The following is a 14989-nucleotide window of genomic DNA, read 5'->3' on the forward strand; positions in this document are numbered from 1 at the left end:
GTTGACTCCCTTTTCCCCATTCCCCTTAGCAGGTGCGCCGTCCACGATTGCGCTTGCAGTCCGGACGGTTTTAGATGAGATATAACGGATGATTGGGAGGGCTTATGAGCTCTGAAAAACGAGGAACGATTGGTTCGTTCGCTCTGCTGGGCATGACGGTCGCCGCCGTGTTCGGTATCAAGAACATCATCAACAACAACGCGGCCATCGGCTTGGCAGCTGCGCCGTCGTTCTTCTTCGCCACGCTTTTGTACTTTGTCCCCTATACCCTGGTTACCGCCGAGTTCGTCGGCCTTAACAAGGACTCCGAGTCGGGCGTGTACGCCTGGGTCAAGACCTCGATGGGCGGCCGCTGGGCATTCCTGACGGCGTTTAGCTACTGGTTCGTTAACCTGTTCTACTTTGCGTCCGTCCTGCCTAACGTCATCATTTACGCGAGCTACGTGTTCTTTGGTGCCAATGCCGAGCTCTCGCAGCTGTGGATCACCATTATCGAGATCGTCGTCTTTGCTATCGCCACGTGGGTTTCGACCAAGGGCGCTAAGTGGATCGGCTCCATTTCCTCCTTCGGCTCGACCGCGGCTCTCGGCCTGACTGCCGTGTTCATCTTGCTGTCCCTGGCTGCTGCCTTTGGCGGCGTCGAGTTCGCTACGGCTCCTACCCCCGCTAACATGGCTCCCGACACGACCAACTTCGCAACTATGTGGGGCTTCTTCGGTACGCTTGCCTGGATCATCCAGGGCGTTGGCGGCGCTGAGTCTGTCGGCGTGTTCCTTAACGACCTTAAGGGTGGCGTCAAGGCCTTCGTGCGCACCGTCGTTATCGCCGGCCTGACCATCGGCCTTCTGTATGCAGGCGCTTCGCTGCTGGTCAACCTGTTCATTCCCGAGGGCGGCGTTGCCATCTCCACCGGTATCTTCGACGTATTCGGCGCTGTCTTTGCCCACTTTGGCATTCCCATGGAAGTGTCCACGCGCGTCATTGGCCTGATCCTTCTCGCTGCCACGCTGGGCTCCCTCATGATGTGGACCTCTGCTCCCATCAAGGTCTTCTTCACCGAGATCCCCAAGGGCGTCTTTGGTAGCAAGATCGTCGAGCTCAACGAGCACGGCATTCCTGCCCGCGCTGCCTGGCTGCAGTTTGCCATCGTCGTCCCCATCCTGATCATCCCGGCCCTGGGCTCCGGCAACCTAGACGACCTGCTCATGATCGTCACCAACATGACGGCTGCCACCGCTCTGCTCCCGCCGCTGCTAATCCTGCTTGCCTACTTTATGCTGCGCAAGAACTTCGATGCTGCTCCCCGTGGCTTCCGCATGGGTTCGCGTACCTTTGGCCTGGCCATTGCTGCATTCCTGCTTGTGGTCTTCTGCTTCGTGCTTATCTGCGGCACCATCCCGCTCGATCAGCCTCTGTGGCTGACACTGGTCTACAACGTTGGCGGTGTAGTTATCTTCCTGGGCCTTGCCGTGATGTGGTACAACCGCTACATCAACCGCCTGCGCGAGACCGATCCCGAGGCTGCCGAGAGCGAGCTTCGCCCCTCCGTCCTCGACATGATGGAGTAGCGGCTAGGATTAATCTGCGGCTGTGGAATAAATCGATTCCCTTTCCTAAGGAGGGGCCTTACGAGGCCCCTCCTTTTGTGTTTTGGGACATGGTTTTGGACCCCGTGGTCAAAAAATGCCAAATATGAGTACTGTTGCAAAAGAGGTGTCATATTTTTCGGCCCGTTCTGAGCGAAAATGGGCTCAAAATCAATTTATCTAACCCCCTTTAAAGGGCGTTTGACGGCTTTCAACCTCTTCGAATCGCTCAAAGTAGGCACTTTGCTCTCGATTTTGCTGCTACTAAATTGGTGACAGTACTCATATTTGCCACTTTTTGCCCACGAGGTGTTCAGAGGAGCTCTCGACAAGCATCTAACGCTACAATAACTACCACGTGGCTGGGTTTGCCGGCCGAATGTGCGATGCCGCGGGAGGGGACATGGTCGAGTTTACAAAGACGATTAAAGATCCGTTGGGACTGCATGCCCGCCCGGTTGCGCTGCTTTACGACATCATTGCCAAGCATCGTAGCAACGTATCGGTCAGTATCGGCGATCGCCATACCGACGGCCGCGATGTAATGGGGCTCATGGCTCTCTACGGCGAGTGCGGCGAGGACATCATCTTCCGCGTTTCGGGCGTAGACGAGGCTTCCTGCGTCACGTCGATCAGAAACCTCTCGCTCTAAGCATGACAGGGCGCGGCAAAGGACAGCTCTTTGCCGCGCCTTTTTGTTTCGTATAGGAAACTTTTTCGGAATCTAAATGGGGACCCTTTCCAAAAAGTTAACCACGTGCTAGTTTACTAAAGCGAACATAGATGTGGTTAACTTTTACCGCGTCGATGTTGAGGACGAACTGACGTTAGGAGCCACTCATGTCTTGCGGACCGCAGATGCCGGCAATGCCGCTTTCGATGGTAAAAGCGGGCGAAACCGTGCGCGTGTCTCGTGTAAAGGGCAATGAGGATATGAAGCACCACCTCAAGGACCTCGGCTTTGTCGAGGGCAGCGAAATTCACGTGGTGAGCTCGAGTGGCGCCAATATCATCGTCACGGTGCTGGGCGCACGCTTTGGTATCGATTCCAAGGTTGCCATGCACATCATGACCGTCAGTTAGTCCGCAGCATTTAAAAAAACCGAAAGGGGGACAAGTAAATGAAGACGTTGGGTGACGTTAAGGTGGGCGAGAGCTCCACCATCGTCAAGCTTCACGGTGAGGGTGCGCTTCGCCGCCACCTTATGGACCTGGGGCTCATCAAGGGCACTTCGTTCAAGGTCGTAAAGGTTGCACCGCTCGGAGATCCGGTCGAGATCAACGTGCGTGGCTACGAGCTCTCCATCCGCAAGGAGGAGGCTGCCGTCGTCGAGGTCCAGTAAAGGCCGGCGGCACATATTTCTGCAGATAAAGTTAGGTTTTTCTAACTTAATGCAGCATCTTTGAAGCACATTATCCAGCCTGCGCGGAGAAAGCAGCGCGGGCACACAAGGAAGAAGGATTGAATGGCGGATTCTCAGATCCATGTCGCGCTGGCGGGTAACCCCAACTGCGGCAAGACCACGCTTTTCAACCTGATCACCGGCGCCAACGGCTACGTTGGCAACTGGCCCGGCGTCACGGTTGAGAAAAAGGAAGCCAAGCTCCTAAGCGACAAGAACGTCACGATTACGGACCTCCCCGGCATCTACTCGCTTTCCCCCTACAGCCCCGAGGAGCAGTGCTCGCGCGACTACCTCATGAGCGGCGAGCCCGATGTCGTCGTCCAGGTGGTCGATGCCACCAACCTCGAGCGCAACCTGTACCTGGCGCTTCAGGTTATCGAGACCGGCCTGCCCGTGGTCGTCGCCCTCAACATGGCCGACTTGGTCGAGAAGAACGGCGATAAGATCGACACGGACAAGCTCTCCAAGAAGCTCGGCTGCCCGGTCATGATGATCTCGGCTCTTAAGAACAAGGGCATCACGGAGCTGTTCGAGCAGGTCAAGAAGTCCGCTGCTTCCAAGGGCCAGGTGCCGGAGCACAAGTTCGATTCCTCCATCGAGGACGTTCTGGACCACATCGAGAACAATCTGCCGGCGAGCGTTCCCGCCAACAAGCGTCGCTACTACGCCGTCAAGCTGTTCGAGCGCGACGCGGACGCCTGCAAGCTCATCAACCTCACCAAGGAGAAGGCCGCTCGCGTCGAGCAGCTGGTCGCCCAGTGCGAGCAGGATTGCGACGACGACGCCGAGTCCATCATCACCGGCGAGCGCTACGGCGTGATCGCCCACATCATCGACGAGTGCCTCACCAAGGCTCCGACCAAGATGAGCACCTCCGAGAAGATCGACCGTGTGGTTACCAACCGTATCTTGGGCCTGCCGATCTTTGTGGTCATCATGTTCTGCGTGTACTACATTGCCGTCTCTACCTTGGGCGGCACGGTGACCGACTTCACCAACGACCAGCTCTTCGGCACCGACGGTTGGTATGTGCTCGGCCAGGGCCGCGACGCCTACGACGCAGCTGTCGAGGCTGCGGGTGACGCCGCCGACTCGGTCGACCCGGCACAGTACGGCCCCTATGTTCCGGGTATCACCACCGTGGTGCACGATGCCCTTGTGGCGGGCGGCACCGAGGACGGTGGCCTGGTCGATTCGCTGGTCTGTGACGGTATCGTCGGCGGTCTGGGCGCCATCTTCGGCTTCGTGCCGCAGATGTTCCTGCTGTTCGTGATGCTGTCTTTCCTGGAGGACTGCGGCTACATGGCCCGTGTCGCCTTCATCATGGACCGCGTGTTCCGCCGGTTTGGCCTGTCCGGTAAGTCGTTCATCCCGATGCTCGTGTCCTCGGGTTGCGGCGTCCCCGGCGTCATGGCCACCAAGACCATCGAGAACGAGAAGGACCGCCGTATGACGGTCATGACCACCACGTTTATTCCCTGTGGCGCTAAGCTGCCGATCATTGCCCTGCTCATGGGTTCCATCATCGGCGATTCTTCCACCACCGCCGCGTGGATCAGCCCGCTCTTCTACTTCCTGGGCGTCTTTGCCGTCATTGCTTCGGGCCTCATGCTCAAGAAGACCAAGCTCTTCGCCGGCCGCCCGACGCCGTTTGTTATGGAGCTTCCTGCCTACCACTTCCCGGCGATCCGTTCTTGGGCGCTGCACGTGTGGGAGCGCTGCTGGGCCTTTATCAAGAAGGCCGGTACGGTCATCTTCGCGTCCACCGTCGTCGTTTGGTTCCTCTCCAACTTTGGCAGCTACAACGGTTCCTTTGGCTTCCTGCCTGCGATGGACGGCATCCCCGAGGAGTTCATGGATTACTCCGTGCTCGCCATGCTCGGCAACCTGGTCGCTTGGATCTTCGCCCCGCTCGGCTTTAGCACCTGGCAGGCCACCGCGCTGACCGTCTCCGGCCTCGTGGCTAAGGAGAATGTCGTCGCTACCGCCGGCTCGCTGCTCTCCGTCGCCGATGCTGGCGAGACCGACCCGAGCCTGTGGACCGCGTTTGCGGGCATGTTCCCCACCATGGGTGCTTGCGTGGCCTTTGGTGCCTTCAACCTGCTGTGCGCTCCGTGCTTTGCCGCCATGGGCACTATCCGCAACCAGATGGACTCCGGCAAGTGGACCGCGATTGCCATCGGCTACGAGTGCGCCTTCGCTTGGGTCATCGGCCTGTTCATCAACCAGTTCTACAACCTGTTTGTGTTGGGCCAGTTTGGTATTTGGACGATTGTAGCCATCGTGCTGCTGGTTGCGATGCTCTTCCAGATCTTCCGTCCCATGCCCAAGCATGCATGGACCGACGAGGACGAGACCAACACTGCTTCCGCCGCAGTTTCCGCTTAAGTCCGAATAAGGATTAGCCCCTTTCTACGAGCCCGGGTGTCCCAGCGACACTCGGGCTTTTTGGTGAGGGAGATGTGGCGTTTCCGCAGATAAAACCGACCAAAATATACCTGTCCCTTTTTGGCAGGTGGAGAATGGGGTAAAGTAAGTGGTGGTTAACTAGAGGAGGCTTGCTATGGCACCTATCGATATTGTTGTACTGGCTGTTATCGGCATTGCGTTTGTCGCCGTGTGCGTGCGCATTTATCGCAAGGGCACCTGCGCCGACTGCGCTCAAGGTGGCGTTTGCACAGGACATTGCTCCAATAAAAAGACCTGCGCCGCACTTAAGGGCGTAGACAAAATCGCCGAAGACTTGGGCCGCGGTATCAAATAAGGTGAACGGGGACGTCTCTGTTTCTCCTTTTGACGAGTGCCGTGCAATCTGCGATCTGTCGGGTGCTGCGCAGTTACTGCTACGATAGGTACGTCAGTAACTGCCGCCGAGCGGCTCAATCGAAAGGAAACCTGCATGGAGTCCTCCGCCTACCCGATGCTCTTTAGCCCGATCAAGGTCGGTACGACCGAGGTCAAGAACCGCGTCTTTATGCCGCCGGTATCTACCAACCTGGCCGATCATGGCTATGTGACCGACGACTTGGTCGATCATTACCGTGCCCGCGCCAAGGGCGGCGTGGGCCTCATCATTACCGAGGTCGTGACGGTCGAGCCCACCTATACCTATCTGCCGGGTGACATGTGCTGCTACGACGACACGTTTATCCCCGGCTGGGAAAAGCTCGCCGCGGCCGTCCACGAGTATGGCTGCAAGATCATGCCGCAGCTCTTCCACCCCGCCTACATGGCCTTTAACGTTCCGGGCACGCCTCGCCTGATCGCTCCGTCCTTTGTGGGCCCGTCTTACGCCCGCGAGGCACCGCGCCCCATCACGGTTGACGAGATCCACGAGCTCACGCACCAGTTTGGCGACGCCGCCGTGCGTATGCAAAAGGCTGGCGTCGATGGCGTCGAGGTCCACGCGGCGCACGCCCACGGCATGCTCGGCGGCTTTTTGACCCCGCTCTACAACAAGCGCACCGACGAGTACGGCGGCTCGCTCGACGCCCGCATGCGCTTTTTGCTCGAGGTCATCGCCGAGATTCGCGAGCGCTGCGGCAAGGACTTTATCATCGACGTCCGCATCTCGGGTGACGAGTACACCGATGGTGGCCTGACCCTCAACGACATGATCTACGTCTCGCGTCGCCTGGAGAAGGCCGGCGTCGACATGATTCACGTGTCGGGCGGCACCACCATCAAGCGCGGCTCTGCGATTCCCGCCGCCGGCACGCAGCAGGCCTCGCACGCCGCCTGCTCGCGCGAGATCAAAAAGCACGTCAACATTCCCGTCGCCACCGTCGGACGTATCAACGAGGCTTGGATCGCCGAGGAGCTGATCGAGGACGGTGCTGCCGATATCTGCATGATGGGTCGCGCCAATCTGTGTGATGCCGAGTTCTGCAACAAAGCCGCTGCCGGCAACGCCGACGACATCCGCCCCTGCATTGGCTGTCTGCGCTGCCTGAACGGCATTATGTTTGGCAAGCGCATCTCCTGCACCGTCAACCCGGACGTGGAGCGCGATGAGGCCGGCTACGAGCCTGCCGCCGAGGCCAAGAACGTACTGGTTGTGGGCGCTGGTCCTGCGGGCATGGAGGCAGCCTACATTGCCGCCAAGCGCGGTCACAATGTGGTGCTCGTGGATAAACAGGACGAACCGGGCGGCGAGATGCGCATCGCGGCCGTTCCGCCGGCAAAGCAGGAACTCACCCGCGTGATCAAGTACCAGTATCGCCGTCTTGCTAAGGCGGGCGTGAAGTGCGTCTTTGGTACCGAGCTTTCGGCCGAGGACATTCAGCGTGACTACGCGGGCTACGAGGTTGTCCTGGCTTATGGCGCCGAGCCCATCGCCCCGGCCTTCATGCAGGGATTTAAGCAGGTCATGACGGCCGACGACCTGCTGGGTGGCAAGGCCTTCCCGGGCAAGAAGATTGTCATCGTGGGCGGCGGCACCGTCGGTTGCGAGACGGCCGACTACCTGGCCCCACTGGTCAACGATCTGTCGCCGGCCAATCGCGACGTCACCGTTATCGAGATGACCAAGACGCTCGCCGCCAACGAGGGTGGTGCCGGTCGCGCGGTGCTCATCACGCGCATGCTCTCCAAGGGCGTTCACGTGCTGACCGAGGCCAAGGTGACCGAGATCACCGAGGATGCCATCAGCTACGAAAAGGATGGCGAGGCCCACACCATCGCCGATGCCGATACGCTGGTGCTCGCCATGGGCTATCGTCCCAATACCAAGTTGGCCGACGACCTTGCCGCTGCCGGTGTTGCCACCCACGTGCTGGGCGATGCCAACAAGTGCGGCAACATCCGCGATGCCATCGGCGATGGCTACAAGGTTGCCTGCGAGCTCTAGTCAACCCCTTGTTGCGTGGGGGCAGGTTACTTTGCACCAACTTGGTGCATGTAAATCTGGCCCCATTGCACCATTGCGGCTTCATGGAGTAGCGCCCGTACGCATCGAATTTCTCCTCTCATAGATGTGCGGCACAAAGAGCCCCGAGTTCATACGAGCTCGGGGCTCTTTTCGTTTGGATTGCAGGCGTATTGACAGACGAAAACAGTCTGTGTCCGGTATTGAGCCATACGAAAGCGAAATTATGCGTCTTAATTCCGTACGCAAATAAAGACGAAAACCGTTTGCGTCTTTGATAAATCAGTACGCAAACGGTTTTCGTCTTATAATACGGTTATGAATGGTACGAAACGAGAGGGTTGTGCATATGGTTGTTAGAGAGAACCCTACAGTCGAATACAAGGAAAGCGTTACGCCGACGTTTCTTAAAACGGTGAGCGCCTATGCAAACTACGGGACGGGCAAGATTGAGTTTGGCGTTGATGACGAGGGCGTGGCTGTCGGCCTTGCAGATCCGGTCGCAGAGTGTCTCCGCATCGAGAACATGATTAATGACAGCTTGGATCCCGCTCCCCGTTACACGCTCGAGCGCGATGAGAAACACGGGACCGTAATCCTTACGGTTTATGAGGGCCAGGACAAACCCTATCGAAGCAAGGGAAAGGCCTACAGGCGAAACGATTCGGCAACGGTGGAGGTCGACCGGTTTGAGTATGGCAGGCTGACGCTCGAAGGCAGCAACGTAACGTTCGACGCGCTCACGTCGGCTCGCCAGGACTTGAGTTTTCACACGCTCGAGCATAAGTGTGTTGAACATCTCGGCATTTCCGAGCTAACGCCGGATATTATGCGCACGCTTCGCTTGCTCGGCAAAGATGGCTATACCAACGCTGCGGCGATTTTGGCGGATAAGAATGATTCTCCGGGCATCGACTGCGTCCGTTTTGGCGATACCGAGGATGTGATCTTGGACCGTGAGACGACGACAAATGTATCCGCAATTGAGCAGGTGGACAGGGCGGTGGCTATGTTTGCACGCTACTACCGTTTTGAGCGTATCGAAGGGATGGAGCGCGTCCAAACCGATCGAATTTCTCTTGAGGCATTCCGCGAAGCTGTTGCAAACGCTTTGGTGCATCGGACGTGGGACGTTCGAGCGAATGTTCAAATTGCCTTGTACGACGATCGTGTTGTTGTGACTTCGCCCGGATCACTGCCCGCCGGTTTGACGACGGAACAATACCTGTATGGGCAGATATCCGTGCTCAGAAACCCAATTGTCGCCGAGGTCTTTTTAAAGCTGGATTACATCGAGAAATTTGGCACGGGAATCGCGCGCATTAGACGTGCCTATCGCGATTCGATCAATCAACCAATTTTTGATGTTCGCGGCGGCATGGTGGCCGTCACATTGCCCGCTACCGATGCCTTTGAAGGGTCCGAGGAAGAGATCCAGGTTCTCAATGCCTTGTCGGGCGGGCGAATTATGTCGCGAAGCGAGATTGAAAAACAGACGGGGCTGAGCCGCATGCGGACGTTGGCGGCACTCGAATCTCTGCTTGAACGGAATGCAATCGTAAGGCAGGGAACCGGGCGGGCCACGAAATACGAGCGCTCATAGTCCAAAAGAGCCATGGTACAAGACGGACCCCAAGCCAGCGTTGGCTTGGGGTCCGTTATATCCCGGATGGTAACGGGCCGATTATTGTCAAGTTATAGCAAAGTATAGCGACGTACAGCAAAGTATAGTGAAATATAGCAAGCCGTATAGCGCGCCTTGACTATCAACCCTTGATTATCACCGTCCGTATTTCACAGCAACTTATAACAGGCTCGGGGTGCCAATTTGGGGTGCGGTAGTACTGCGTCACGAAAAGGGCCTATCTACTACGTTTAAGCCGCAGGGGTCAACCATAGTCGGCTTTTTCGAAAATCGACAAGCTGTCTACCTGCGGTTTTGTTTTCACGGTTTTCGGTATGGCCGAGGCTATCCGTGTTAACGTAATAGATGGGCCACTTTTGTGGCAAGGGGGGCCGATCTGCGGGCCAGGGTAGCTAAAAGAGCCCCGTCCCAAAAAGACTGATTGGGAGCTGGGGCGTGTCGATGCGATAGTATTACGTGGTGAAATTCGACAAACCGTGAGCTTCATCCGAGGGCTTTATGGAACAACACCAGCATAATCAGAGCCTGCAAGATCAGGCATACAACGCATTGCGCTCCAAGATCATCTATGCCGAGCTCAAGCCCGGCACGCGCCTTTCGGCGATTGGTCTGGAAAAGGAGACGGGAATCGGGCGCACGCCCATTCGCGAGTCTTTTGTGCGCTTGCGTGAGCAGGAGCTGGTGGAAACGCGTCCCAAAAGCGGCACCTATGTCTCAAAAATCAGCATGGAGCGCGCCGAGAACGCCTGTTTCTTGCGCGAGAAACTCGAGAGAAGCGTGCTCATTAAATGCTGCTCTGCCGTCACGCCCGAGCAAAAGCAGCGGCTCGAGCGGATTCTTGCCGAGTCCGAGTCGCTCGACCATAGCGAAACGCGTCGCTTTTTCGATCTGGACAACCTGTTCCATGAGACGTGTTTTGAGATTGCCGGCCGCCACATGTTGTGGGATTGGATGAAGAGCGTCAACACACATTTTGAGCGATACAACTGGTTGCGTATGGTGTCGCAGGATCTGGATTGGGAGCCGATTCGTCGGCAGCATCGCCGAATTCTCGAGGCCATTAAGAAGGGCGATACCGACGCGGCGAGCTACCTGGCAGAGACGCACCTGCATCTGATGCCCGAGGAACAGGGCCCGGTTATCGCCTTGCATCCCGACTACTTTGAGCTGTCGAAAGACTCGTCAATCTAGCCCATCGCCGCATCTGCTCGAGACACAAAAACGATGCTGCTCACCTACAGCGTTTTGCAACCGAGATTTTTAAAAAATGCCTAAAATGGCTCAGACTGCCGACAATTGGGAAACGGGGTGCGCTATGGCGCAGATGAGAATCAAGGACATTGCCGCCGAGGCGGGCGTGAGCCCGGCCACGGTTTCGCGCTATCTCAACAACCGCCCCGGGCAGATGACCGAGGAAACTCGCGCGCGCATCGCGGCGGTTATCGATCGCACCGGCTATCGCCCACGTGCCGCCGCGCGCAATCTGCGCAGCTCGCGTACCAACCTCATCGGCGTGATCCTGGCCGACATCGCTAACCCGTTCTCCAGCGCCATGCTCGAAGGGCTTTCCGCCAGTGCCGCCGCGCGCGGCTGCTCGCTTATGACTGCCATTAGCGGCAATGATTCCGCCAAGGAAGCAGAGTCGCTCACCAGACTTATCGATGCCGGCGTGGACGGCCTGGTCGTCAACACCTGTGGCGGCAATGACGAGGCAATCGCCGCGGCAGCGGGACGCTTGCCCGTCGTGCTGCTCGACCGCGATATTGCCGCCGGCGGTGTCGATCTGGTGACCTCCAACAACCGTGAGCTGGTCGCCGGCCTGGTAGACGCCTTGGCTGTCGCGGGCAGCGAGCGCCTGTGCCTGCTCACCGAGGCAAGCGACGACAGCCCTGTGCGTCGCGAGCGTGCCGAGGCCTTTGTCGACGAACTTTCGCGCCGCGGCCTTGCGGGTGAGGTCGTCACCCTGGCCGATGGTGGCGTCGAGGGTGTCAGTCGCCTGGACGAGACCATCCGTGACTATGCGGGAAAAAAGCTCGGCCTCATTGCCGTCAACGGTCTGGTCTTTCTGCGTCTGACCGAGGCACTGGCACAGTTGGGACCCTCGTTGCCGGCTGGCCTCAAGATTGCGACGTTTGACGACTATCCCTGGAACCACGTGCTCTTTGGCGGTGTGACCACGGCCGCGCAAGACACCCTTACCATTGCCGAGCGCGTAGTCGAGCGCCTGTCCGAGCGCATCGACGTCGTTACCACTACGGTGGGCGATGCCGCAAAGCTCGCCCCCAAGCGCATCGAGATCCCCGGCCACATCGAACACCGCGCTTCGACCTCGTGCTAGTTTGTGTGATAATATATAGACAATGTCATACAGGAGGTATCCATGGCTGCGTCTGTACTGAGTGTACGAGTGGACTCGTCAATTAAAGATTCATTTGCCGAGCTATGCGAAGAACTCGGCATGACTTCGTCTGTAGCGGTCAATATGTTTATGAGGCAGATGCTGCGCGAGCGCTCGCTGCCGTTTGTTCCTTCACTTGGCAAAAACTCTGCGAGCGAAAACGTCGCCGCAGACATTTTGGATACTGCTCAGATTGAGTCAGCCGTCCGTGAGGCGGCCAGCTCGATTCCCGCCATCAAAACCGTGATTCTTTTTGGCTCGTATGCCCGTGGCGAGGCACGCGCCGATAGTGATATTGACTTGCGTCTCGAAGTCGATCGCGATCAGGGCTTTGGCCTTTTCGCGTTGTCGGCGTTTGGTGAGGCGGTGCGCAAAGAAACCGGGAGGCAGGTTGACCTCGTCTCGAGTGATCATCTTGATGACGATCTTGCCGCGGTAATCGAGCGCGAAGGAGTGATCCTTTATGATCGCGCGTAAGTCAGACTGTCTCCGCGCCCAAGAGGTCTTGGAGGCCATCGCTGAAACGAACGAGCGCATCAAGGCTTTTGGTATCACCGAGGACCAGTTTCTGCATGCGAATGACGTGCGGACGAGGGCGTTGGCGGACTCCCTTTTGATGTGCGCGCTTAGGGTGACGGAAGAAGCGGGCAAGTTGTCGGAACGCTCGCAGCGGCTTCATCCCGAAATTGAGTGGCGTGGAATTATCGGCATGAGAAATTACCTCGCGCATGATTACGGCAATGTCGACCGATCGGTTGTTTGGGATGCGGTGACGATGGAGTTCCCGGCGCTGGAACGAGCGTGTAGGCAAATTGTTTCCGAATCCGAGCGATAATCACTTGTCATACCAGCCTGTTCGCACACGTTTTTTGAGCGCTTGATACGCTTTAACCCTGCGGAAACATTTTTCTGCGATAGTATCTGCGATATAGACCAGTCGAAACCCGCCCGAAAGAAAGGGGAGCGACATGAACCAGCAGAACATCGATTACGTACTCCGCTCTGTAGAGCAGCGTGACATCCGCTTTGTGCGTCTGTGGTTTGTCGACATTCTCGGCCGCCTCAAGAACTTTGCCATTAGCCCTGAGGACCTCGAGGTCGCTTTTGAGGAGGGTATTGGCTTTGACGGCTCGGCCATCGAGGGCTTTGCCACGCCCGAGGAAGCCGACATGCTGGCGTTCCCCGATGCTTCGACCTTCCAGATCCTGCCGTGGCGCCCGAGCCACAACGGCGTCGCCCGCGTGTTCTGCGATGTGTGCACTCCCGATCGCAAGCCGTTTGCCGGCGACCCGCGCGATGCCCTGCGCCGCATGTTCCGCAAGGCCGAGAAGGCTGGCTATCTGCTCAACGTGGGTGCCGAGCTGGAGTATTACTACTTCCCCGACGAGCACACCCCCGAGCCGCTCGACAACGTGGGCTACTTCGATCTTTCGGTGAGCGATGCCGCCCGCGACCTGCGTCGCAACACGGTCCTCACGCTCGAGAAGATGTCCGTGCCCGTGGAGTACACCTTCCACGCCGCCGGCCGCTCGCAGCACGGCATGAGCTTGCGTCACGCCGAGGCCCTGAGCATGTCCGACGCCGTCACCACGGCCAAGCTCATCATTAAGCAGCAGGCCTACGAGAGCGGTTGCCACGCTTCCTTTATGCCCAAGCCGTTGGCGGGCGAGGACGGCAGCGCCATGTTTTTGCATCAGTCGCTGTTCGACCACGACGGCAACAACGTCTTTTGGGGCGAGGACGACGAGAAGTACCACCTCTCCGAAATCGCCAAGCACTACATGGCCGGCATCTTAGCGCACGCGCGCGAGATCAGCGCCATCACCAACCCCACGGTCAACTCGTACAAGCGCATCACCACGGGTGGCGACTCCGTGCCGCAGTACGCCACGTGGGGCCTGCGCAACCGCGCGAGTATGGTCCGCATCCCGGTCTACAAGCCCGGCAAGCCGCTGTCCACGCGCATCGAGCTGCGCAGTCCCGACCCCATGGCCAACCCGTACCTGGTCAACGCCGTCACGCTGGCGGCTGGTCTGGACGGCATCGAGCGCAAGCTGGAACTCCCGCCCGAGGCCACGGCCGAGACGCTCAAGCTTACCGACCGTCAGATGGTCGAGGCCGGCTACGCGCCGCTGCCGCGCTCGCTCAAAGAGGCGCTTGACGTGTTTGAGGACTCGCAGTTTATGAAGGATGCCCTCGGCGAGCACATCCACAGCTTCTTCCTCAAAAAGAAGCGCGACGAGTGGCATAAGTTTGAGTCTACGATCACCGAGTGGGAGATCAAGCACTACCTGGCGAACTCCTAATCGCGCTGGCTTGTTCCAGTACGATTGAGCTCATTTCTTTGGAGGCCGATATGTCCGAAAAGAGTGCCCTGTTCATGGCGCGCACGACGCGCTTCCACGAGTTTGCCCGCAGCCTGACGACCACCCTGGGTGTCGAGGTGAGCCTGGCCACTCCCGATTCGCCAACTGCGGCGCATGACTTTGACCTGCTGATCCTCGATTCCGATGGCATCCGCAGCGACCGCATCGACCAGATTGCCAAGTGGCTTGACGATCGCGGCGGTGTCCCCATGCTGGTGATCGTCGACGACGAGGCGCTCGGCACCCTGCGCCTGCCGAATCACGCGCATGCCGACTTTGTATGCCCCACGGCGACGCCCAATGAGCTCAAGGCTCGCGCGCAGCGCCTGATGGGCGAGGAGGAGACCGTCACCGCCGACGATGTGCTCAATATCGATAACCTCGAGATTAACCTGGCTACCTACCAGGTGACACTCGATAACGAGCCCATCGACCTGACGCTGATGGAGTACTCGCTGCTGAGCTTTTTGGCGACGCACCCCAACCGCGCCTACAGCCGCGAGGTGCTGCTGCACCGCGTGTGGGGCTTTGAGTACTGCGGCGGCACGCGTACCGTCGACGTGCACATTCGACGCATCCGCTCCAAGGTGGGCCCGCAGATCGCGGCACACATCACCACCGTCCGCGGCGTGGGATATCTGTTTAAGGACTAGATTTCCACCACAAAGGGGACAGGCACCTTTGTGGTGGTTTTGCCGCAGGTGCGGGTTCCCTTCGAGTT

General features: G+C 58.3%; 14 protein-coding genes. All 14 read left to right on the plus strand.

Annotated elements, in window-relative coordinates; translation table 11 throughout:
• The first annotated feature begins 104 nt into the window (after positions 1–104).
• The gene (locus DWX63_RS03320) at positions 105–1568 is read left to right on the plus strand and encodes an amino acid permease (protein WP_117842809.1); all 1464 of its coding nucleotides are present in this window, start codon (positions 105–107) and stop codon (positions 1566–1568) included.
• A gap of 421 nt (positions 1569–1989) precedes the next feature.
• Positions 1990–2238 carry an HPr family phosphocarrier protein gene (locus DWX63_RS03325; protein WP_158559602.1) on the plus strand — a complete coding sequence of 83 codons (249 nt, stop codon included), beginning with the start codon at positions 1990–1992 and terminating at the stop codon, positions 2236–2238.
• A 188-nt stretch (positions 2239–2426) separates the two neighbouring features.
• Positions 2427–2669 carry a FeoA family protein gene (locus DWX63_RS03330; protein ID WP_233514447.1) on the plus strand — a complete coding sequence of 81 codons (243 nt, stop codon included), beginning with the start codon at positions 2427–2429 and terminating at the stop codon, positions 2667–2669.
• 38 nt (positions 2670–2707) lie between these two features.
• On the plus strand, positions 2708–2929 hold the full coding sequence (locus DWX63_RS03335; protein WP_006234774.1) for a FeoA family protein: 222 nt from the start codon (positions 2708–2710) through the stop codon (positions 2927–2929).
• A 123-nt stretch (positions 2930–3052) separates the two neighbouring features.
• On the plus strand, positions 3053–5380 hold the full coding sequence (locus DWX63_RS03340; RefSeq protein WP_117842810.1) for a ferrous iron transporter B: 2328 nt from the start codon (positions 3053–3055) through the stop codon (positions 5378–5380).
• Positions 5381–5555: 175 nt separating this feature from the next.
• Entirely contained in the window at positions 5556–5756 is a 201-nt protein-coding gene (locus DWX63_RS03345) for a hypothetical protein (RefSeq protein ID WP_035136858.1), read from the plus strand.
• Positions 5757–5891: 135 nt separating this feature from the next.
• A complete protein-coding gene (locus DWX63_RS03350; protein ID WP_117842811.1) occupies positions 5892–7841 on the plus strand; it encodes an NAD(P)/FAD-dependent oxidoreductase in 1950 nt (649 codons plus the stop codon).
• A 367-nt stretch (positions 7842–8208) separates the two neighbouring features.
• On the plus strand, positions 8209–9462 hold the full coding sequence (locus DWX63_RS03355) for an ATP-binding protein (RefSeq protein ID WP_158550928.1): 1254 nt from the start codon (positions 8209–8211) through the stop codon (positions 9460–9462).
• A 540-nt stretch (positions 9463–10002) separates the two neighbouring features.
• Entirely contained in the window at positions 10003–10695 is a 693-nt protein-coding gene (locus tag DWX63_RS03360) for a GntR family transcriptional regulator (protein ID WP_117583366.1), read from the plus strand.
• Between the two features lie 124 nt (positions 10696–10819).
• Positions 10820–11842 carry a LacI family DNA-binding transcriptional regulator gene (locus DWX63_RS03365; protein WP_158559603.1) on the plus strand — a complete coding sequence of 341 codons (1023 nt, stop codon included), beginning with the start codon at positions 10820–10822 and terminating at the stop codon, positions 11840–11842.
• A gap of 42 nt (positions 11843–11884) precedes the next feature.
• On the plus strand, positions 11885–12379 hold the full coding sequence (locus tag DWX63_RS03370; protein WP_117842813.1) for a type II toxin-antitoxin system RelB/DinJ family antitoxin: 495 nt from the start codon (positions 11885–11887) through the stop codon (positions 12377–12379).
• Positions 12366–12737 (plus strand): DUF86 domain-containing protein, encoded by a 372-nt coding sequence (locus DWX63_RS03375; protein ID WP_117842814.1) that lies wholly within the window; start codon positions 12366–12368, stop codon positions 12735–12737. The genes DWX63_RS03370 and DWX63_RS03375 overlap by 14 nt, the downstream gene beginning before the upstream one ends.
• 133 nt (positions 12738–12870) lie before the next feature.
• Entirely contained in the window at positions 12871–14208 is a 1338-nt protein-coding gene (locus DWX63_RS03380) for a glutamine synthetase family protein (protein ID WP_117817726.1), read from the plus strand.
• A gap of 50 nt (positions 14209–14258) precedes the next feature.
• Complete coding sequence (locus DWX63_RS03385; RefSeq protein ID WP_006234733.1) at positions 14259–14921, plus strand: response regulator transcription factor; 663 nt, start codon at positions 14259–14261, stop codon at positions 14919–14921.
• The last annotated feature ends 68 nt before the right edge of the window (positions 14922–14989 follow it).

Source organism: Collinsella sp. AF20-14LB (assembly GCF_003459505.1).
Classification (GTDB): domain Bacteria; phylum Actinomycetota; class Coriobacteriia; order Coriobacteriales; family Coriobacteriaceae; genus Collinsella.

Bases quoted from the DNA above. Each gene is read 5' to 3' on its own strand.
- DWX63_RS03320 (WP_117842809.1), top strand. From the start codon at position 105: ATGAGCTCTGAAAAACGAGGAACGATTGGTTCGTTCGCTCTGCTGGGC.
- DWX63_RS03325 (WP_158559602.1), top strand. From the start codon at position 1,990: ATGGTCGAGTTTACAAAGACGATTAAAGATCCGTTGGGACTGCATGCC.
- DWX63_RS03330 (WP_233514447.1), top strand. From the start codon at position 2,427: ATGTCTTGCGGACCGCAGATGCCGGCAATGCCGCTTTCGATGGTAAAA.
- DWX63_RS03335 (WP_006234774.1), top strand. From the start codon at position 2,708: ATGAAGACGTTGGGTGACGTTAAGGTGGGCGAGAGCTCCACCATCGTC.
- DWX63_RS03340 (WP_117842810.1), top strand. From the start codon at position 3,053: ATGGCGGATTCTCAGATCCATGTCGCGCTGGCGGGTAACCCCAACTGC.
- DWX63_RS03345 (WP_035136858.1), top strand. From the start codon at position 5,556: ATGGCACCTATCGATATTGTTGTACTGGCTGTTATCGGCATTGCGTTT.
- DWX63_RS03350 (WP_117842811.1), top strand. From the start codon at position 5,892: ATGGAGTCCTCCGCCTACCCGATGCTCTTTAGCCCGATCAAGGTCGGT.
- DWX63_RS03355 (WP_158550928.1), top strand. From the start codon at position 8,209: ATGGTTGTTAGAGAGAACCCTACAGTCGAATACAAGGAAAGCGTTACG.
- DWX63_RS03360 (WP_117583366.1), top strand. From the start codon at position 10,003: ATGGAACAACACCAGCATAATCAGAGCCTGCAAGATCAGGCATACAAC.
- DWX63_RS03365 (WP_158559603.1), top strand. From the start codon at position 10,820: ATGGCGCAGATGAGAATCAAGGACATTGCCGCCGAGGCGGGCGTGAGC.
- DWX63_RS03370 (WP_117842813.1), top strand. From the start codon at position 11,885: ATGGCTGCGTCTGTACTGAGTGTACGAGTGGACTCGTCAATTAAAGAT.
- DWX63_RS03375 (WP_117842814.1), top strand. From the start codon at position 12,366: ATGATCGCGCGTAAGTCAGACTGTCTCCGCGCCCAAGAGGTCTTGGAG.
- DWX63_RS03380 (WP_117817726.1), top strand. From the start codon at position 12,871: ATGAACCAGCAGAACATCGATTACGTACTCCGCTCTGTAGAGCAGCGT.
- DWX63_RS03385 (WP_006234733.1), top strand. From the start codon at position 14,259: ATGTCCGAAAAGAGTGCCCTGTTCATGGCGCGCACGACGCGCTTCCAC.